General features: G+C 65.2%; 17 protein-coding genes. 10 read left to right on the top strand and 7 right to left on the bottom strand.

Features of this window, described 5'->3' with window-relative positions; genetic code table 11:
• Positions 1–49: 49 nt before the first annotated feature.
• On the bottom strand, positions 50–568 hold the full coding sequence (hpaR, locus tag AC0L21_RS22870; protein ID WP_473264049.1) for a homoprotocatechuate degradation operon regulator HpaR: 519 nt from the start codon (positions 566–568) through the stop codon (positions 50–52).
• Between the two features lie 110 nt (positions 569–678).
• On the opposite strand from hpaR, the gene hpaH reads away from it, so the two are divergent.
• From hpaH to AC0L21_RS22900, 6 genes are all read left to right on the top strand, one after another.
• A complete protein-coding gene (gene hpaH / locus AC0L21_RS22875) occupies positions 679–1,485 on the top strand; it encodes a 2-oxo-hept-4-ene-1,7-dioate hydratase (RefSeq protein ID WP_473264050.1) in 807 nt (268 codons plus the stop codon).
• A 30-nt stretch (positions 1,486–1,515) separates the two neighbouring features.
• A complete protein-coding gene (locus AC0L21_RS22880; protein WP_473264051.1) occupies positions 1,516–1,914 on the top strand; it encodes a 5-carboxymethyl-2-hydroxymuconate isomerase in 399 nt (132 codons plus the stop codon).
• Entirely contained in the window at positions 1,907–3,445 is a 1,539-nt protein-coding gene (gene hpaE, locus AC0L21_RS22885; RefSeq protein WP_473264052.1) for a 5-carboxymethyl-2-hydroxymuconate semialdehyde dehydrogenase, read from the top strand. The genes AC0L21_RS22880 and hpaE overlap by 8 nt, the downstream gene beginning before the upstream one ends.
• A 127-nt stretch (positions 3,446–3,572) precedes the next feature.
• Positions 3,573–4,556, top strand: a complete 984-nt coding sequence (gene hpaD / locus AC0L21_RS22890; RefSeq protein ID WP_473264053.1) for a 3,4-dihydroxyphenylacetate 2,3-dioxygenase — start codon at positions 3,573–3,575, stop codon at positions 4,554–4,556.
• Positions 4,557–4,559: 3 nt separating this feature from the next.
• Entirely contained in the window at positions 4,560–5,429 is an 870-nt protein-coding gene (locus AC0L21_RS22895) for a fumarylacetoacetate hydrolase family protein (protein WP_473264054.1), read from the top strand.
• A 25-nt stretch (positions 5,430–5,454) separates the two neighbouring features.
• Positions 5,455–7,083, top strand: coding sequence for a thiamine pyrophosphate-dependent enzyme (locus AC0L21_RS22900; RefSeq protein ID WP_473264055.1), 1,629 nt, complete (start codon positions 5,455–5,457; stop codon positions 7,081–7,083).
• On the opposite strand, the gene AC0L21_RS22905 is transcribed toward AC0L21_RS22900, so the two are convergent.
• The 5 genes from AC0L21_RS22905 to AC0L21_RS22925 form a co-directional block, all read right to left on the bottom strand.
• Complete coding sequence (locus tag AC0L21_RS22905) at positions 7,061–8,302, bottom strand: MFS transporter (RefSeq protein ID WP_473264056.1); 1,242 nt, start codon at positions 8,300–8,302, stop codon at positions 7,061–7,063. The two genes, AC0L21_RS22900 and AC0L21_RS22905, sit on opposite strands and share 23 nt — an antisense overlap.
• Positions 8,303–8,354: 52 nt before the next feature.
• Positions 8,355–9,008 (bottom strand): DNA oxidative demethylase AlkB, encoded by a 654-nt coding sequence (gene alkB, locus AC0L21_RS22910; protein WP_473264144.1) that lies wholly within the window; start codon positions 9,006–9,008, stop codon positions 8,355–8,357.
• 9 nt (positions 9,009–9,017) lie between these two features.
• Complete coding sequence (locus tag AC0L21_RS22915) at positions 9,018–9,764, bottom strand: 2OG-Fe(II) oxygenase (protein ID WP_473264057.1); 747 nt, start codon at positions 9,762–9,764, stop codon at positions 9,018–9,020.
• 182 nt (positions 9,765–9,946) lie between these two features.
• Positions 9,947–10,633 (bottom strand): DUF2848 domain-containing protein, encoded by a 687-nt coding sequence (locus AC0L21_RS22920; RefSeq protein WP_473264058.1) that lies wholly within the window; start codon positions 10,631–10,633, stop codon positions 9,947–9,949.
• Positions 10,626–11,975 (bottom strand): amidase, encoded by a 1,350-nt coding sequence (locus tag AC0L21_RS22925; protein WP_473264059.1) that lies wholly within the window; start codon positions 11,973–11,975, stop codon positions 10,626–10,628. The genes AC0L21_RS22920 and AC0L21_RS22925 overlap by 8 nt, the downstream gene beginning before the upstream one ends.
• Positions 11,976–12,148: 173 nt before the next feature.
• On the opposite strand from AC0L21_RS22925, the gene AC0L21_RS22930 reads away from it, so the two are divergent.
• The 4 genes from AC0L21_RS22930 (at position 12,149) to AC0L21_RS22945 (ending at position 15,870) form a co-directional block, all read left to right on the top strand.
• A complete protein-coding gene (locus tag AC0L21_RS22930) occupies positions 12,149–12,562 on the top strand; it encodes a Zn-ribbon domain-containing OB-fold protein (RefSeq protein WP_473264060.1) in 414 nt (137 codons plus the stop codon).
• A 4-nt stretch (positions 12,563–12,566) separates the two neighbouring features.
• Positions 12,567–13,706: a thiolase C-terminal domain-containing protein gene (locus AC0L21_RS22935; protein WP_473264061.1), complete on the top strand. Its 1,140-nt coding sequence runs from the start codon at positions 12,567–12,569 to the stop codon at positions 13,704–13,706.
• Between the two features lie 5 nt (positions 13,707–13,711).
• Positions 13,712–14,626, top strand: a complete 915-nt coding sequence (locus tag AC0L21_RS22940) for an SDR family oxidoreductase (RefSeq protein WP_007593675.1) — start codon at positions 13,712–13,714, stop codon at positions 14,624–14,626.
• 131 nt (positions 14,627–14,757) lie between these two features.
• On the top strand, positions 14,758–15,870 hold the full coding sequence (locus AC0L21_RS22945) for an SMP-30/gluconolactonase/LRE family protein (RefSeq protein ID WP_473264062.1): 1,113 nt from the start codon (positions 14,758–14,760) through the stop codon (positions 15,868–15,870).
• A 121-nt stretch (positions 15,871–15,991) separates the two neighbouring features.
• Here AC0L21_RS22945 and ppc read toward each other — a convergent pair whose 3' ends face one another.
• Positions 15,992–18,781, bottom strand: a complete 2,790-nt coding sequence (gene ppc, locus AC0L21_RS22950; protein WP_473264063.1) for a phosphoenolpyruvate carboxylase — start codon at positions 18,779–18,781, stop codon at positions 15,992–15,994.
• Positions 18,782–19,256 lie beyond the last annotated feature (475 nt).

Here is a 19,256-nt window from a genome sequence, read left to right on the forward strand (position 1 = left end):
AATGCGGCGATGTCCATGATTGTTGCCGCGCGCTTGCGCATATCAGCTTTCACCCCTCGGCACTTGCCTCCTCGCCCGCGCCGAGCCCTGCGAGACTTTGTTCGAGCTCGCCGAGCATCTCCTGCAACTCGACGAGCTTGCGTGCGCCAAAGCGGCGCGTGATCTCCGCATAGATCGCTTCGGAGGATGGCGCCACGGAGGCCATCAGCTTCACGCCCTTTTCCGAGATCGAGACCATGCTGCGGCGCTGGTCCGCCTTCGCGGTCTTGCGCTCGATCAAATTGCGCGCCTCCAGATCACGCAGGATCCGCGACAGGCTTGGTCCGAGCAGGAACGCGGTGCGCGCCAGTTCCGTGACCTCGACCGTGTCGATCGCCGCGAGCGCGCGCAGAATGCGCCATTGCTGCTCGGTCAGGCCATGCTCGCGCAGCGAAGGACGGAATTGCCGCATCACCGCTTCGCGCGCCCGCAGAAGCGACATCGGCAGCGAGCGCGAGAAGTCGCGCATCGGCACCTGCCGGACGGCGGGCTCGCTTCCGTTCGCAGGATCAGCCGGTCTTTTCACCATGACGCCCCTTCATGCCGCAAAACGTTTGCAGTGCAGCAAGCCAATTTGCGATTGACGCATTCACTTAACATGTTAAGTATCTTCCCGCACCACGGTTTGTAAGATCACACATGGCGCTTTCCAACGACGATATCCGAGCTTGCGCGAACCGTCTGCATCAGGCGGAAAAGACCCGTACACAGATCCGGCAGCTCTCGCAGGACTTTCCCGACATCAGCATCGCTGACGCCTACGCGATTCAGAAGGCCTGGGTCGACGTCAAGATCGCCGAGGGGCGCATCGTCAGGGGACACAAGATCGGCCTGACCTCGAAGGCGATGCAGAGCGCGCTCGGCATCAACGAGCCGGATTCCGGCGTGTTGCTCGACGACATGTTCTTTGCCGATGGTGGCCTCGTCCCGACCGAGCGCTTCATAGCCACGCGCGTGGAAGCCGAGCTCGCCTTCGTCATGAGCAAGCGCCTCGCGGGCCCCGACTGCACGCTGTTCGACGTGCTCAACGCCACCGACTTCGTGGTGCCGGCGCTGGAGATTCTGGACACGCGGATCGAGCGCGTCGATCCCCGGACCAAGGCGACGCGAAAGATCTTCGACACCATTGCCGATAACGCGGCCAATGCCGGCATCGTGCTCGGCGGACGGCCGATCCGCCCGCTTGACGCCGATCTGCGCTGGATCGGTGCGTTGTGTTTCAAGAACGGCCAGCTCGAAGAGACCGGCCTTGCCGCCGGCGTGCTCAATCATCCCGCAACGGCCGTTGCCTGGCTCGCCAACAAGATCGCACCGCTCGGCCTTGCGCTCGAGCCCGGGCAGGTCGTGCTCGCGGGCTCCTTCATCCGTCCGATCGAGACCCGCAAGGGCGACACAATTCAAGCCGATTATGGCGCCTACGGCTCGGTGAGCTGCTACTTCGCCTAGACGAACAAAAAGACAGGGAGTGAAACCGCGATGCCGCATTTCACGATCGAATATTCGGCCAATCTAGACGACCGCTTCGACATCGGCGCGGCGTGCGAGGTGGTGCGCAAGGCGGCGGTCGAGACCGGTATCTTCCCGCTCGGCGGCATCCGCGTCCGCGCCGTCAAATGCGAGCATTATGCGATTGCGGACGCGCGGCAGGACTACGGCTTTCTCGACATGGTGCTGCGCATTGGCGAAGGCCGAGACCTCTCCACCCGCAAGAAAGCCGGCGAGCACGTCTTCCAGGCGCTCTCCAAACATCTCGATCCCGTGTTCGCTGCGAGCAAGTTCGCCCTCTCGTTCGACATGCAGATCAACGACAAGGACACGAGTTGGAAGCGCAACAACATCCACGACGCTCTGAAAGCGGAGGCCGCCCATGGATAAGCCCACGCCGAAAACCGATGTGTTCCAGGCCAACCGCGACCGCGTCGCGCCGCTGCTGAAGACGCTGCGGGCCGACGGCATCGGCCACATGATCGACGGCAAGATCGTGCCGTCGATCTCGGGCGAAACTTTCGAGACCAAGTCGCCGGTCGACGGCGCGACGCTCGCAAGCGTCGCCCGCGGCAACGCCGAGGACGTCGATCGCGCCGCGACCGCTGCCGCACTCGCCTTCAAATCCTGGCGCGACATGGGCCCAGCGATGCGGAAGAAGCTGCTGCATCGCGTCGCCGACGCCATCGAGGACAATGCCGAGGACATCGCGGTGCTCGAATGCATCGACACCGGCCAGGCCTATCGCTTCATGGCAAAGGCCGCGATCCGCGCCGCCGAGAATTTCCGCTTCTTCGCCGACAGGTGCGGCGAGGCTCGCGACGGCCAGAATACGCCGAGCGACGAGCATTGGAACGTCTCGACCCGCGTGCCGATCGGGCCGGTCGGCGTGATCACGCCGTGGAATACGCCGTTCATGCTCTCGACCTGGAAGATCGCCCCTGCCCTCGCCGCCGGCTGCACCGTCGTGCACAAGCCGGCGGAGTGGTCGCCGGTCACGGCGGCTATCCTTGCGAAGCTCGTCAAGGAAGCCGGCGTGCCCGACGGCGTGCTCAACACCGTGCACGGTTTTGGCGAAGAAGCCGGCAAGGCATTGACCGAGCATCCCGCCATCAAGGCGATCGGCTTCGTCGGCGAAAGCTCGACCGGCTCGGCAATCATGGTTCAGGGCGCTCCGACCTTGAAACGCGTGCATTTCGAGCTCGGCGGCAAGAACCCCGTGATCGTGTTCGACGACGCCGATCTCGACCGCGCGCTCGATGCCGTCGTGTTCATGATCTACTCGCTCAACGGCGAGCGCTGCACGTCGTCGAGCCGCCTGCTGATCCAGGCCGGCATCGCCGAAAAGTTCATCGAGAAACTGACCGCGCGGGTAAGAGCCCTGAAGGTCGGCCATCCCCTCGATCCCGCAACCGAGATCGGGCCGCTGATCCACGAGCGGCATCTGGCGAAGGTTTGCTCGTATTTCGACGTCGCACGCCAGGACGGCGCGACGATCGCGGTCGGCGGCAAGGCCTATGACGGCCCGGGCGGCGGACATTATGTCGAGCCGACCCTGGTGACCGGCGCGCATGGCAAGATGCGCGTGGCGCAGGAAGAGGTGTTCGGCCCCTTCCTCACCGTGCTGCCCTTCAAGGACGAAGCTGACGCGATCGAGATCGCCAACGACATCCGCTATGGCCTGACCGGCTATGTCTGGACCAACGATCTCGGCCGCGCGTTGCGTGTCGCGGATGCGCTGGAGGCCGGCATGATCTGGCTGAACTCGGAAAACGTCCGCCATTTGCCGACGCCGTTCGGCGGCATGAAGGCCTCAGGCATCGGGCGCGACGGCGGCGATTATTCGTTCGATTTCTACATGGAAACCAAGCACGTCTCGCTGGCGCGAGGCACGCACAAGATTCAGAAGCTGGGAATCTAACTGTCATTCCGGTGCGGCTCGAAGAGCCGAACCCGGAATCCATCGCGCAGCAGAGTTCGTGGAAGAATGGATTCCGGGCTCGCGCTCCGCGCGCGCCGGAATGACAAGAGCCGAGAGGGGAAACGCAATGCCCGTACCGCAACATGTCTTCGAGCCGCCGTTCAACATCATCCGCTCCAGCCACGCTGTGCTGGACGTTACAGACCTGAAGCTCAGCCGCGAGTTCTATGAAAGCGTTGTTGGCCTGCATGTCGAGGACGCCGACGACAAGGTCGTCTACTTGCGCGCCGCCGAGGAGCATCAGCATCACTCGCTGGTGTTGCGCAAGGCGGCGGCGCCCGCCTGCAACCGCCTCGGCTTCAAGGTCGGCAATGACGGGGATCTGGACAAGGCTGCCGCGTTCCTGTCCGAGAACGGCCTTGGCTACGCCTTCGTCGATCAACCATTCCAGGGCCGCACGCTGCAGTTCACCGACCCCTTCGGCTTCCAGATCGAGCTGTATGCGTCGATGGACCGGCGGCCGCATCTGCTGCGCCGCTACGATCTCTACAGGGGCTGCCATCCGCAGCGGCTCGACCATTTCAACGTGTTCGCCGCCGAGGTGCAGGACACCGTCGAATTCTATGCCCGGCTCGGCTTTCGCCTCACCGAATACGCCGAGGAGGACGGACCGAACGGGCGCATCGCCGCCGCCTGGATGCATCGCAAGGGCAATGTCCACGATTTTGCGATCACCAACGGCAAGGGCCCGCGGCTGCACCACTTCGCGTACTGGACGCCGACGGCGATGAACATCATCCATCTCTGCGACGTCATGGCCTCGCAGGGCTTCGTGAAGAACATCGAGCGCGGCCCGGGTCGCCACGGCATCTCGAATGCGTTCTTCCTCTACGTCCGCGACCCCGACGGACACCGGCTCGAGCTCTACACCAGCGACTATTTCACCGGCGATCACGACCACGAGCCGCTGCGCTGGTCGCTGCGCGATCCGCGTCGCCAGACATTGTGGGGCGCGCCTGCCCCGCGCTCCTGGTTCGAGCAGGGCTCGCCGTTCTCCGGGCAAGCCGTGCGTGAGCCGAAGTTCGTGGCCGATGTGCTGGTGGCGGATTAAGCAATGACACTCCCTCGCCTCGCCACCTATTCCGTCAACGGCGCCGTCAGCTACGGCGCCGTCGTTGACGGTGGCATCGTCGATCTCTCCGCGCGCCACGCCAAAGACTATCCGACGCTGCGCGAGGTGATCGCGGCGGGAAAGCTCGCGAGCCTCGCCGAGGAGGCCGCCAGCCGCACGCCCGATCACGCGCTCGGTGACATCATCTGGCTGCCGCCGGTGCCCGCGCCGGAAAAGATCATCTGCATCGGCGTCAACTACCCCGACCGCAATGCCGAGTACAAGGACGGCCAGGACGCGCCGAAATATCCGAGCATGTTCATGCGGAGCCCACGCTCCTTCGTCGGCCACGACACGCCGCTGGTGCGCCCGCGCGCCTCCGCGCAGCTCGACTATGAGGGCGAGATCGTGCTGGTGATCGGCAAGGCCGGCCGGCACATTGCGGAAAGTTCGGCGCTCGATCACATCGCCGCGATCACGCTCTGCAACGAGGGCTCGGTGCGCGACTGGCTGCGCCATGCCAAGTTCAACGTCACGCAGGGCAAGAACTTCGATTCCAGCGGCAGCCTCGGCCCGTGGCTGGTGCCCTACACGCAGGAATCGCAGATCGCCGACATCCGCCTCACCACGCATGTCAACGGCGAGCTGCGACAGGACGACCGCACCAGCCGGCTGATGTTTCCGTTCCGCTATCTCATCAGCTATATCTCGACCTTCGCAACGCTCGTTCCCGGCGATATCATCGTCACAGGCACGCCGACGGGCGCCGGCGCCCGATTCGATCCGCCGCGTTATCTGAAGCCCGGCGATGTTATCGAAGTCGCGGCCGAGGGCATCGGAACCTTGCGAAACGGCGTCGTCGACGAAGCCTGAACAATGATTGAAATGGAATAATGCCATGACCACCCTCACCGGCGGCGAAGCGATCGTAAGCGGCCTTGTCGCCCATGGCGTCGACACCGTGTTCGGCCTGCCCGGCGCGCAGGTCTACGGCCTGTTCGACGCCTTCCATCAGGCGCAGCTCAAGGTGATCGGCGCGCGGCACGAGCAGGCCTGCGGCTACATGGCGTTCGGCTATGCGCGTTCCAGCGGCAAGCCCGGCGTGTTCAGCGTGGTGCCGGGTCCCGGCGTGCTCAACGCAAGCGCGGCACTGCTCACCGCCTTCGGCTGCAACGAACCGGTGCTGTGCGTCACCGGCCAGGTGCCGACGCAATTTCTCGGCAAGGGCCGCGGCCATCTGCACGAGATGCCGGACCAGCTCGCGACCCTGCGCACCTATGTGAAATGGGCGGATCGGATCGAATATCCCGGCAACGCGCCGACCACGGTCGCGCGCGCCTTCCAGGAGATGACGTCCGGACGGCGTGGCCCCGCCTCGGTCGAGATGCCCTGGGACGTCTTCACCCAGCGCGCGGATACAGCCGCAGCACAGGTGCTGGCGCCCTTGCCTGCGCCGCTGCCTGATCCTGACATGATCAAGCAAGCGGCCGCGCTGATCAGGAACAGCAAGGCGCCGATGATCTTCGTCGGCAGCGGCGCGATCGAGGCGCGCGAGGAGATTCTCGAACTCGCCGAGATGATCGACGCTCCTGTCGTCGCCTTCCGCAGCGGCCGCGGCATTGTCTCCAATGCGCACGAGCTTGGGCTGACCATGGCGGCAGCCTACAAGCTGTGGCCGACAACCGATTTGATGATCGCGATCGGCACGCGCGCCGAGCTGCCGGCGTCGGGCTTCCGCTGGCCGTACCAGCCGAAGGGGCTGAAATCCATTCGTGTCGATATCGATCCGGCCGAGATGCGCCGGCTCGCCTCCGATGTCGCTGTCGTCGCCGACGCCAAAGCCGGCGCGGCCGATCTCGTCGCCGCCGTGAAGAAGGCCGGCTATGCCAGGACGAGCGGCCGGCGGGGAGAGATCCGCGAGGCGACTGCAACGGCGCAAGCCGAGATCCAGCGCATCCAGCCGCAGATGGCGTATCTTAACATCCTGCGCGAGGTGCTGCCGGCGAACGCTATCGTGACCGATGAATTGTCGCAGTTCGGTTTCGCCTCCTGGTACGGTTTTCCGATCTACGAGCCGCGCACCTTCATCACATCAGGCTATCAGGGCACACTCGGCTCAGGCTTCCCGACCGCGCTCGGCGCCAAGGTCGCCAATCCCGACAAGCCGGTGGTGGCGATCACCGGCGACGGCGGCTTCATGTTCGGCGTGCAGGAGCTCGCCACCGCGGTGCAGTTCAACATCGGCGTGGTGACGCTGGTGTTCAACAACAACGCCTACGGCAATGTCCGCCGCGACCAGCGCGAGCGCTTCGACGGCCGCGTGGTGGCGTCCGATCTGGTCAACCCGGATTTCGTCAAGCTCGCGGAATCCTTTGGTGTCGCGGCAGCGCGCGTCACCGCGCCGGATCAGTTCAAGGCGGCGATGGAGAAGGCGCTGGCCTATGGCGGACCGTATCTGATCTCCGTGGAAGTGACGCGGGATTCGGAAGTCAGCCCGTGGGCGTTCATTCACCCGCCGAAGCCTTGAGGTGAACGCCGCCCTGTAGCCGCGCCGCCGCGATCACCAGCAAGCCCGCGCCTGCGACCGCCCAGCAGGCGACCGGGGCCCAGTGCAGCAGCGGCGCGTATTCAGGCATTTTCTGCAAGCCGCCAGCGACCGCCGCCATCCGCGCCAAGGTCCCGAGTGCGAGCGCCGAGAAAACGAGGCCGGTCACCTTTCCTTCCGCGCCGGTCGAGCCGATGGACAACGCGGCCGAGATCGCGCTCATCAGCATGCAGCCCCACGCCGCTCCGGCGAGAAACTGCGCGACGATCAGCGTGTTGAGGCTGCCGGCGAATTCGGCCCCAGCGATCGCGGCCGCTCCAAGCAGTCCGGCCGCGCCCATCACGATCACGCCGCCACGGTGCTTGACGACGAGGCTTGCCGGAAACAGCGCAATGTTGAAGCCGATCCAGAACACCGGCATCAGCCATTGCAGCTCATCCGGCTGGGCAAAGCGCAGGTAGAACGGCGCGCTGTTCAGAGCGAAGTGCAATTGATACCCGAGCGCGAGCGCCACCATCGCGACGATGAAGGCGATCGGCACGAGGCCAAGCGGCTTTGCTGCCTCGGCCGGTGTCGGCGGCGCGGTGTCGCGGGCCACCTCGTGCTCGATCCTTGACAGTCCGAGCGCGGTCAGCAGCAGCACTGCGCTCGATATCACGAAGGGTAGCCGCGCGTCGTGCTCGCGCAGCACCACGCCAAGATAGGGCGAGACCGCGCCAGCGATGCCATAGCCGAGCATCGCGAGCGCGGCGAGGAACGGCACCTGCGGCCGGGCGCGGTATTTGCCGAGCAAGGTCAGCGGAGGCGCGCGCATCGCGGACGAGGTGATCGACCAGACCACGATCAGCGCAATAAACCAACCCTGCGCGGCCATGCCGCGTCCCGCGACGAAGGGCAGCGCGACAAACGCGCCGCAGGAGATCGCGGCCACGAGCCCGACGAACAGGCCAAGCCTGCCGAGATGGGGAGCGATCTTGTCGGCGGTGATCCCCATCGCGGTGTCAGCGATGGTGAAGATCGCCTGGTCCAGCATCAGGATGAGGATGACGGCTGATGGCGCGATGCCGACCTCAGCGGCGAGCTTTGGCAGATAGATGACGTAGGTGGTCCAGCCAAGCGTGAACGCCAGTTGCAGCACGGCTAGATACAGGCCGGTGCGGTTGGCCGCGCCGGTGCCGGCCGAGAGCTGTGTGGTCGCCATATTGCCTCCCCCCGCCGGAAGCTTAGACGAGCGGGCGCCGCGAGGAAACGCGTCAGCGGACTTTTCGGAACGTCAAATTGATCCGCTTGCGCCCGAGCAACGCATGCTCGCCGTCGGCGAGCGGCGCCACGCCGTGATAAGCGAGCCGTGACGGCCCGCCCCAGACCACGACATCGCCATGGACCAAGCGGAAGCGGCGCGGCTTGTCGTTGCGTGCCAGGCCGCCGAACAGGAAGGTCGCAGGCAGGCCGAGCGAGACCGAGACGATTGGCGCTGAATAATCCAGCTCGTCCTTGTCCTGATGCAATGACAGCCGCGTGCCGGGCTCGTAGCGGTTGACGAGGCACGCGTCGGGCGCGAAGCCTGTAAAGCCGCCCTGCTCCGCCGCGCGGCGGGCGAGATCACGGAGCACCGGCGGCATCGCCGGCCATGGCGCGCCGGTCCGCGGATCGACGGGATCATAGCGATAGCCGGTATGATCGGTGATCCAGCCGCGCTCGCCGCAATTGGTCATGGCGACCGACATCAGGTGCCCGCCGGGCGTGGTCATCCGCCGGAACGGCGATTGCGCCACGATGGCACGCACGGCTTCGATCAACTCGCTTTCGATCGCCTTGACGAAACCGCGCAGCAGAACGGCGCCGTCGGCGATCTCCTCGCGCGACGGCTGGGCTTCGGCGACATTGTCGAACAAATCCGCCATCAGCGGCAGCGTTTATTTCGCATCGTGAAAGATCACACCTAGTGTGTGGCGCTGGCCAGAGCGAATCCGGCTGACGCCATGGCGCAGGTTAACGCGGTAGGTGCCCCGTGTCCCCTGCACCGGGCGGTGATGCACAGCGAAGGCCACCGCGTCGCCCTGCGCGAGCGGAACCACCTCGGCGCGGGACTGCATGCGCGGACGCTGCTCGGTCAGCACGAACTCGCCGCCGGTGAAATCGCGGCCCGGTTCGGACAAGAGGATCGCCACCTGCAATGGGAACACGTGCTCGCCATAGAGATCCTGATGCAGGCAGTTGAAATCGCCCGTCTCGTATTGCAGCAGCAGCGGCGTCGGCCGCGTCTGCCCGGCCTCGTGGCAGCGCTTCAGGAACGCCGCATGCGCGGCCGGATAGCGGATGTCGATCCCCATCGCCTCGTTCCAGCGATTGGCGACGCCCTGGAGATGCGCGTAGAGCGCCGGGCGGAGCTGCGCGATCAGGTCGGGCAGCGGATAGGAGAAATATTTGTACTCGCCGCGGCCAAAGCCGTGGCGGCCCATGACGATGCGGCTGCGGAAGTTGGCGTCGTCGGGATAGAGCGCGGCGACGGTGCGGCATTGCTCCGGCGTGAACAGCCCCTTCAGGACAGCGCAGCCCTGGGTATCGAGCTCGCCTGTGATCTGCGGCCAGTCGAGGGCATCGACGTGGGCGACGAGGTCGGCTGTCGGAGATTGAGCCGATTTGCGCGCTGTTGCTGTCATGGCACTGATCTTCGCAGGACCGCCCCGTCCTCTACCACCCGATTTCCGACTCTCTCCCCGTCATTGCGAGCGGAGCGAAGCAATCCAGAATCCCTCAGCGGAACCAGTCTGGATTGCTTCGTCGCATGGGCTCCTCGCAATGACGGCGGAGAGAGTTCCGCTGGCAATGACCGTGGGGCGTATCAGCCCCGCACCGGCAGCGTCACCACGTCGTAGCCGTGCTTGATCGTGCGCTTCAGCACGGGGTCTTCCAGCTCGAAATCGAAGCGGTCGGCGGGGCGGATACCGCCTTTCGCCGCAAACGTACCGCCGAACATGGCGCAGCCGTCGGGGAATTTCCCACCCTCGAAACCGCGCGCGATCAAGTCGTCGACCGGGAGCATCGCGTCGAGCGTGCCCTCCTGGTAGAGCACGCGCTCGCCGTTGATGGTGGCCCAGGAGCGCAGGATCATCCTGTCCCAATGGCCGATGACGTCCTCGAGCTCCCACAGCGTGGATGCGACCGGCTTGTCGCACATCTGCTTGGAAACCGTGACGTTGTAGGCTTCGACCTTGCGGTCGGTGTGGTCGGAGCCGCAACCGACAAAAATGCGGCCCTGCCAGCCGATCAGCACGAACTCGACCTCGCCGCTGGAATCGCCGCCGGTGCACTCGATGCTGTCTTCCATCGTCAGGCGCCGCGCCGAGGCGCGATAGTAGATCGGCGTCGAGGCCGGCGGGGCGATACCCATCTCCTGCAGCTCGGCAATGTGCTTATCGCGCGCAACCGGATCGCGGCCGGTCCAGCCGGCGATGACCATCTGGTCGATTGCCAGCGTCAGCGGCGTGGTGGTGTCCTGGGCATCGACGGTGAAAGTCAGGTCAAACACGAATAACGGCCTCCACGCCGGCAGCAAGCTCGAAGATACGGCGGTCCGATCCGCCCGCGCCCGCCAGCATCAGGCCGACGGGAATCTCGCCCTCGCGATGCGCCGGCAGCGAGATGGCGCAGCCGTCGATCATGTTGATCAGGGTGCAGTTCCGGAGCGCCCGCAGGTTTTCCCTGGTGAACGCCTTGTCGTCGGCAAGGTCCGAAATTTTCGGCGGCGTGTTGGCGGTGGTCGGCAGCACCAGCGCGTCATAGGGCGCGATGCGCGCATTGACGCGGGCGATCAGCGAGCGGCGCTCGTTGAGAAGATCGATGTAGTCCGCCGCACTCTGCGCCTCGCCACGCATGATGCGCACGGAGACTCTGGGATCGTAGACGTCGCCCTTGGACGTGAGGAGGTAGCGATGCCAGGCATAGCTTTCGGAAGCCGCAAAGCCACCCTTGGCGTTCATCGGCCCGATGTCGTGGAATTCGGCCATCTCGATGCGCTCGATGATCGCACCGTGTTCGGCAAGGCTCTTGAGCGCCCGCTCGAATGTCGCGGCCACAGCCGCATCGAGGTCGTCGAGCACGATCGTGGTCGGCACCGCCAGCCGCATGCCCTTGACCGGGCGAGGCTTCGGCGGGGCGATCGGCTCGTTGGCGAGCACGGCATCGAGAATGGCACAGCAACTGACCGATCGTGCCAGCGGACCGATGCTGTCGAGCGAGAACGACAGCGGCACAGCCCCATCGAGCGGCACGCGCCGCTGCGTCGGCTTGTAGCCGACGATACCGTTATAGGCCGCCGGAATCCGGCAGGAGCCGCCGGTGTCGGTGCCGAGTGCGCCATGCGCCATGCCGTCGAGCACGGAGACCGCGGCGCCCGAGGACGAACCGCCGGGCACGTGGCCCTCGGCCCGGTTCCAGGCGCCCTTTGGCGTGCCGTAATGCGGATTGATGCCGATGCCGGAATAGGCGAACTCGGTCATGTTGGTGCGCCCGATCACGACAAAGCCGGCCTTGCGCAGCCGCGCCACCGTGGGGGCATCCTGTTCGGCCGGCGAGGAATCGTCGAGCGCGCGGGAGCCGGCGCGCGTCACCTGGCCCTTGATGTCGAAGAGATCCTTGATCGAGACCGGGATACCGGCATAGCGCGATGGCGCCGCCTTCACCTTGCGCAACCCGTCCATCGCATCCGCCGCAGCGAGCGCGGCATCCTTGTCGACATGGATGAAGGCACGCTGCCCCTCGCCGGCCGGATCGCCGATTTTGGCGAGGCACGCCTCGACCAGCTTGCGGGAGGTGGTGCGGCCGCTTTCGAGGTCTTCGGCGAGCTTCTTCAGTGTCGAAAAATCAGGCATGTCTGTCTCACGGAATATTTGCGCGCAATGTATAGCGCTGCCTCACTTCGACACAAGCATTGTGCGCATGATGGCATGCATGCGCATTGCTGGACCGTTGACGCGCCATGGTCGATTGTCGCATCAAGATCGCAACAGCCGGGCTCAGCTTGGCCTTGGGAGGACCTGCCGAGATGGCCGAACCGCAGCGCGCGCGACCGAAACCGACGCCGGAGACCCAGCATTTCTGGGACGGCACCAGAGCGGGCGAGTTGCGCCTGCAGCGCTGCGACGCCTGCGCGCATGTCTATTTCCCGCCTCGCCCGTTCTGCCCGTCCTGCGCCTCGCGCAAGGTCAGCATCTTCAAGGCGAGCGGCAAGGGCTTTCTCTACAGCTACGTGATCAACCACCGTCCCGCCGCGCCCGGCTTCACGCCGCCTTACGCCATCGCGGTGGTCGAGCTCGACGAGGGGCCGCGGATGATGAGCAACATCATCGACTGCCCGCAGACGCCGGAGGCGCTCGAGCTCGACATGAAGCTCGAGGTCACCTTCGAGGCACTCGACGACAAGATCACCCTTCCCGTATTCCGTCCGGCGAAGGGGTAAGCCCATGCGCAGCAACCAGGTTGCCGTCGTCGGCGCGGCCGAGACCACCGAGCTCGGTGTCATCCCCAACGCCTCGCAGCTCCAGCTTCACGCGGATGCGGCGCTCAATGCCATCGCCGATGCCGGACTGAAGCTGTCGGACATCGACGGCTTCGCCACCGCGGTCGAAACGCCGCAGCAGGTCTGCCACTATCTCGGCATCAAGCCGACCTGGGTGGACGGCACCTCGGTCGGCGGCTGCTCCTTCATGCTGCACGTCCGCCATGCGGCCGCGGCAATCGAGGCCGGCCTGTGCAAGACCGTGCTGATCACCCATGCCGAGAGCGGCAAGTCGATGATCGGCAAGGCGCCGCGTTCAATCCCCGCCGACAGCCTGCAAGGCCAGTTCGAGGCGCCGTTCGGCGTCTACGGCCCGCCCAGCATGTTTCCGATCCCCGTGCTGCGCTTCATGAAGACCTATGGCATCACGCACGAGCAGCTCGCCTCGGTCGCAGTGGTGCAGCGGGAATGGGCGGCGAAGAATCCGCGTGCGATGATGAAGGATCCGATCACGGTCGCAGACGTCCTCAACTCGCGCATGATCGCCTATCCGTTCCGCCTGCTGCAATGCTGCCTCGTCACCGACGGCGGCGGCGCGCTGATCCTGACCTCGGCGGACCGTGCCCGGGATTTTCCGCGCAAGCCGGTCTACATCATGGGCACCGGCGAGAGCGTGGAGACGCCGATGGTCAGCCAGATGGAGACGTTCAACTCCTCGCGCGCGTTCAAGACCGCGGGACCGCTGGCGTTCAGGGAGGCTGGCATCGCGCACAAGGACGTCGATCATCTCATGATCTACGACGCGTTTGCGCATCTACCGCTGTTTGGCCTCGGCGATCTCGGCTTCATGCCGCATGAGGAGACCGGCAAGTTCATCGCCGACGGCAACACCCGCCCCGGCGGCAAGCTGCCGCTCAACACCAATGGCGGCGGCTTGAGCTACATGCATTCCGGCATGTACGGCATGTACGCGCTTCAGGAGAGCGTGCGGCAGATGCGCGGTATTGCGCCGGCGCAGGTCGCCAACGCGAAGATTTCGCTGTGCCACGGCGTCGGCGGCATGTTCGCCGCGTCGGGCACGATCGTGTTTACGAACGAGAGGTAATCCAAATGACGAAATCACTCCAAGACAAGGTCATCATCGTCACCGGCGCAGGCCGCGGCATCGGACGGGAGATCGCGCTGCTCTGCGCTGGCGAGGGCGCCAAGGTCGTCGTCAACGATCCCGGCGTCGCCGCTGACGGCGCCGGCACCAGCGCAGCGCCAGCCGAGGAGGTGGTCGAGGAGATCAAGAAGCGCGGCGGCACCGCCGTCGCCAATTTCGAGTCGGTGGCCGAAGCCATCCCCGCCAGCAAGATCGTGAAGACCGCAACCGATCATTTCGGCCGGCTCGACGGCGTCGTCAACAATGCCGGCATCCTGCGCGACATGATCTTCCACAAGATGAGCGTGGAAGCGTTCGAGGCCGTCATCAAGGTTCACCTGATGGGCTCGTTCTACGTCAGCCACGCCGCGGCGCGGATCTTCCGCGAGCAGGAGTCCGGATCGTTCGTGCACTTCACCTCGACCTCCGGCCTGATCGGCAACTTCGGCCAAGCCAATTACGCCGCCGCCAAGCTCGGCATCGTCGGCCTGTCGAAGTCGATTGCGCTCGACATGGGCCGCTTCAACGTTCGCTCCAACTGCGTCTCGCCGTTCGCCTGGACCCGCATGATCGGCACCATCCCGACCGAGACCGAAGCCGAGAAGGCGCGCGTCGAGAAGATCAAGCAGATGGGCCCGGAGAAGATCGCGCCGGTCTGCGCCTATCTGCTCTCTGATGCCGCAAAGGACGTCTCCGGGCAGATCTTTGGCGCGCGCATGAACGAGCTGTTCCTGTTCAGCCAGAACCGCCCGCTGCGCTCGGTGCATCGGAGCGAAGGCTGGACCCCGCAATCGATCGCGGAGCACGGCATGCCGGCGCTGAAGGGATCGTTCTACAAGCTCGACCGCTCCGCCGACATCTTCCCGTGGGATCCCGTGTAAGGAATCTCGTCTGACCGTATTTCCGGCATTTCTGCCCTGCAATCTCCGGTTATCTTAGTCCGGAGATCGCTCCGCTTTACGCCCGATTGCTGGCGGATCATTTCCTCCCAACACAACTTTGGGAGGAAACCATGACAAGAATACTGACCGACTCCGACGACACGACTGCAAGCAGCGGCCTCGCCCGCCGCACTCTGCTCAAGGGCGCCGCGACCGTTGCCGCATCCGCCCTGCTCGCCTCGAACGCCGACGCTCGTGACTTCGGCGCCAATGCCGAGCCGCAGCGCTATCCCGACCCGGATATCGTTGCCATCGATCCCAAGCGCTTCAAGGCCAAGGTCGGCAACACCGCAATCAAGCGGCTCTATACCGGCTGCCTGTGGGCGGAAGGACCGGCGTGGAATGCGCAAGGGCAATATCTGGTCTGGAGCGACATCCCTGCCAACCGCCAGCTGCGCTACCTCGACGACGATGGCCACATCTCCGAACAGTTCCACAAGCCGTCGAACGAGGCCAACGGCAACTCGTTCGACACCGAGGGCCGGCAGATCAGCGCGGAGCGCACCCGCCTCGTCCGCTACGAGCATGACGGTTCGGTCACGACGCTGGCCGAACAGGCCAACGGCAAGCCGCTCAACGGCCCCAACGACATGGTGGTGCATCCCAACGACAAGGCGATCTGGTTCACCGATCCCGGTTATGGCGCGATCAGCATCTACGAGGGCAAGCTTGCCAATACCGGCTCGCTGCAGCCGTATCAGAAGGAAGCGGTTTATCGCATTGATCCGCAGAGCGGCCAGGTCGCGAAGGTGGCCGACGAGCCGTTCAAGCCGAACGGCATCGCTTTCAGTCACGACTACAAGAAGCTCTATGTCTGCGACACCGGCATCACGCACTATCCCGAAGCCAAGAACGTGGTGTGGTCGTACGACATCGACGGGACGAAGCTGTCGAACCCGAAGAAGCTGATCGACATGACCCTCGACGGCAAATCAGGCTTTCCGGACGGCCTGCGCGTCGATACCGAGGGCAACATCTGGGTGGGCGCCGGCTGGGTCGGCCCCGGCTATGACGGCGTGCAGGTGTTCGCGCCGAACGACGGCGCGCGCATCGGGCAGATCCTGTTGCCCGAGACCTGCGCCAATGTCTGCTTCGGCGGCAAGAAGCGCAACCGCCTGTTCATGACCGCGAGCCAGTCGCTCTATGCGGTGTATGTGGAAACGCAGGGCGCGCACTTCTGTTGAGGCCGTGCTCTCACCACGCGTCATGGCCGGGCTTGTCCCGGCCATCCACGACCTTACGCGCTGCACCTAGAACGTGGATGCCCGGGACGAGCCCGGGCACGACGACTGAGGGTGGGTCGCCTTACCCCGTATTCCTCAACCCCGCCGAGATCCCGTTGATCGTCAACTGAATCCCCCGCAGCACCTGTTCGTCCGGGTTCTGCGCGCGGTGCTCTTTCAGCAATTCGACCTGCACATGGTTGAGCGGGTCGAGATAGGGGAAGCGGTGGCGCACCGAGCGTTCCAGCAGCGGGTTGCCTTGCAGCAGCCGGTCCTGCCCCATGATGTCCAGCAGCGTCTCGATGCAGGAATGCCATTCGCGACGGATGCGACCGAAGATCTTTTCGCGGAGCGCTTCGTCGGGCACGAGCTCGGCATAGCGCGAGGCTATCGCGATCGAGCTTTTCGCCAGCACCATGTCCATGTTCGACAGCAGCATGCGGAAGAACGGCCATTCCTTGTAGAGCTCTTTGAGGAACGGCATGCCCTTGTCGGGATGCTCCGCGATCCATTGCTCGACCGCGCTGCCAAAGCCGTACCAGCCCGGCAGCATCAGGCGGCATTGCGCCCAGGAGAACACCCAGGGAATCGCGCGCAAATCCTCGATCGCACGCGTCTTCTTGCGTGAGGCCGGGCGGCTGCCGATGTTCAGCGTCGCGATCTCGTTGATGACGGTGGACGCCCAGAAATAATCGACGAAGCCGTCGGTCTCGTAGACGAGGCCGCGATAGGCCTTGAAGGCGAGGTTCGAAAGCTCGTCCATCGCGGTCAGATAGTCGCGTCGCGGCGCGCTCTGGCGCGGATGCAGGAGGCTCGCCTCCAGCGTCGCGGCGGCAAGGATCTCCAGATTGTTGCGGCCGACTTCGGCGTTGGAATATTTCGACGAGATGATCTCACCCTGCTCGGTGATGCGGATCTGGCCATTCACGGCGCCACCGGGCTGGGCGATGATGGCGTCATAGCTCGGGCCGCCGCCGCGGCCGACCGAACCGCCGCGGCCATGGAACAGGCGCAGCCGCACGCCATGGCGCTCGAACACGTCGACGAGCCCGATCTCGGCCTTGTAGAGCTCCCAGCCCGAAGTGACGAAGCCGCCATCCTTGTTCGAGTCGGAATAGCCCAGCATCACCTCCTGCACGCTGCCGCGGCTGTCGACGAGGCGGCGGTAATCGTGCAGCGACAGCATGCGGTCCATGATGGTGGAGGACGCTTGCAAATCCTCGATGGTCTCGAACAGCGGCACGATGTTGATGGCGCTGCGCCCGGAGGGATGGACGAGGCCAACCTCCTTCAAGAGCACCGCGACCTCGAGCATGTCGGACATGCCCTTGCACATCGAGATGATGCATTGGGGAATGGCGTCCGAGCCGAACTTCGCATGCGCCTCGGCGGCCGCATGGAAGACGTTGAGCTCGCCCATGGTCTCGTCGCTGTATTTGACGAACGGCGACACCAGCGAGCGCGTTGAGCGCAGTTCGTTGGTGAGCAGCGAGATGCGGGCGTCCTCGCCGAGGGCGAGATAGGACATGCCGGGGTTGGCGGCGTCCATCAGCTCGGCGATGGTGCGCTCGTGCACGGCTGAGTTCTGGCGGATGTCGAGCCGGGCCAGATGGAATCCAAAGCAGTCCACCGCACGCCGCAGCAGCCGCAGCCGGCCGCGGGCGATGACGCCGGCGTTGTTGGAGATCAGCGAGCGGTGCAGCACGTCGAGATCGGCCTTGAACTCCCCAACGCTGTCGTACGGCGCGCCCTTGCCGACCGGCCGCCGCGTGATCTCGACCTGAAGCATTTCAGCCGTGGCGGTCAGGCGCGCATAGATGCCGGAGACCGCGAGGCGATAAGGCTCGCCGCTCCGGTGCGGCGAGGTATCGGGCGAGCGCTCCGCCAGCGTGCGCAACTCCTCGGACACGTCGGCGAGATGCGCCGCGATCGACAGCTCGGAGCCCAGCACGTGCAGCTCGTTGAGATAGAACTGCATCACCCGGCTCGACTGCAGCCGCAGCGTGCCGCGCATCACGTCGGCGGTGACGAAGGGATTGCCGTCGCGGTCGCCGCCGATCCAGCTGCCCATGCGCAGGAACGAGGCGAGCTCGCCTGCCGCCTGCTCGCCGTCCTCCTGCAGCCGGTCCTCCAGCCCGTTGACCAGCCGCGGCACCTCGCGGAGAAACGTGTAATCGTAGAAGGACAGGCCGTTGGCGACCTCGTCGAGCACGGTGAGCTTGGTCCGGCGCAGCAGATTGGTCTGCCACAGCGTCAGCACCTCGCGACGAAGCTGCTCGTCGCTGGCGGCGGCCTCCTCCGCCGTGAGCGCGACGCGCTCGCGACGATCGAGCAGGCTAGCGACCTCCATCTCGCGGTCCATCGTGCTCTTGCGGCGGACCTCGGTCGGATGCGCGGTCAGCACCGGGCTGACCAGCGCGCTCTTGAAGAAGTTGCGCAGGGCATCGGCACCGATGCCCGCAGCTCTCGCATGGGCGAGCGTCTCGGCCAGCACGCCGGAGCCGCCGCCCTTGTTGGCGCGCATCTGGCGAATGTTGTTCTGGTCTTCGGCGATGTTGGCGAGGTGGGAGAAATAGCTGAAGGCGCGGACGATCCGCACCGTCTCCGAGGTCGACATGCTGTCGAGGATCTGCTCGAGCTCGCGGCGGGCGAGCCGGTCCTCGTCGCGGTGGAATCGGATCGAGGTCTGCCGGATGCGTTCGACCAGATCGAACAATTCAGGCCCCTCCTGGTCGCGCACCGTGTCGCCGAGGATGCGCCCGAGCAGGCGGATGTCGTCGCGCAGCCGCGCATCTGCTTCCAGCGCCTGGACATCCTCGGGGCGGTTGGGGCGCTGATCGGCGGTGTCGGATGGTAATGTCTGGAGGGACATGGCTCGGCTCCCCTTGTAGAGCTCCCTATGGCTCCCCGGCCCGGTCGAGTGTGCGATATTCTTCTACCGCAGTGCAAGGTGAACTTGGTGGCGACGCACACGTCCGCGGTCTCGCGGCGCGGGCGCCCGAGTTTTGCTGTCCGTTTCGCCCTCGTCGAGAAGAAAGGGCGCAGGGAAGGCCGGGCGCCGGCTGGCGTCCGCACGCGAGAAACGCACGCGGGGGTGACCACAGGTGATGCCGGAACATCCGGCTTTCCCTGCGCAATGGTTTTACGGCTTATGGCGCGCTCTCCCCGGGGAGCGATGCACTATTGCCCCCGTCGCCTTGCGGACGATCGATGCACGCACCCGGTCGGGCCGCACATCACCGCAAGCCTTGACGCACAGACCCCGGGCGTCAGGACCACACGCTTTTGCCGTCCGCGGACGTCCCTCCCCGGACATCCGGAAGCTCGCGCGTGCTCGCCTCCGAAGC

This window comes from Bradyrhizobium sp. WSM4873 (assembly GCF_055811355.1).

Bases quoted from the DNA above. Each gene is read 5' to 3' on its own strand.
- hpaR (WP_473264049.1), bottom strand. From the start codon at position 568: ATGGTGAAAAGACCGGCTGATCCTGCGAACGGAAGCGAGCCCGCCGTC.
- hpaH (WP_473264050.1), top strand. From the start codon at position 679: ATGGCGCTTTCCAACGACGATATCCGAGCTTGCGCGAACCGTCTGCAT.
- AC0L21_RS22880 (WP_473264051.1), top strand. From the start codon at position 1,516: ATGCCGCATTTCACGATCGAATATTCGGCCAATCTAGACGACCGCTTC.
- hpaE (WP_473264052.1), top strand. From the start codon at position 1,907: ATGGATAAGCCCACGCCGAAAACCGATGTGTTCCAGGCCAACCGCGAC.
- hpaD (WP_473264053.1), top strand. From the start codon at position 3,573: ATGCCCGTACCGCAACATGTCTTCGAGCCGCCGTTCAACATCATCCGC.
- AC0L21_RS22895 (WP_473264054.1), top strand. From the start codon at position 4,560: ATGACACTCCCTCGCCTCGCCACCTATTCCGTCAACGGCGCCGTCAGC.
- AC0L21_RS22900 (WP_473264055.1), top strand. From the start codon at position 5,455: ATGACCACCCTCACCGGCGGCGAAGCGATCGTAAGCGGCCTTGTCGCC.
- AC0L21_RS22905 (WP_473264056.1), bottom strand. From the start codon at position 8,302: ATGGCGACCACACAGCTCTCGGCCGGCACCGGCGCGGCCAACCGCACC.
- AC0L21_RS22915 (WP_473264057.1), bottom strand. From the start codon at position 9,764: ATGACAGCAACAGCGCGCAAATCGGCTCAATCTCCGACAGCCGACCTC.
- AC0L21_RS22925 (WP_473264059.1), bottom strand. From the start codon at position 11,975: ATGCCTGATTTTTCGACACTGAAGAAGCTCGCCGAAGACCTCGAAAGC.
- AC0L21_RS22930 (WP_473264060.1), top strand. From the start codon at position 12,149: ATGGCCGAACCGCAGCGCGCGCGACCGAAACCGACGCCGGAGACCCAG.
- AC0L21_RS22935 (WP_473264061.1), top strand. From the start codon at position 12,567: ATGCGCAGCAACCAGGTTGCCGTCGTCGGCGCGGCCGAGACCACCGAG.
- AC0L21_RS22940 (WP_007593675.1), top strand. From the start codon at position 13,712: ATGACGAAATCACTCCAAGACAAGGTCATCATCGTCACCGGCGCAGGC.
- AC0L21_RS22945 (WP_473264062.1), top strand. From the start codon at position 14,758: ATGACAAGAATACTGACCGACTCCGACGACACGACTGCAAGCAGCGGC.
- ppc (WP_473264063.1), bottom strand. From the start codon at position 18,781: ATGTCCCTCCAGACATTACCATCCGACACCGCCGATCAGCGCCCCAAC.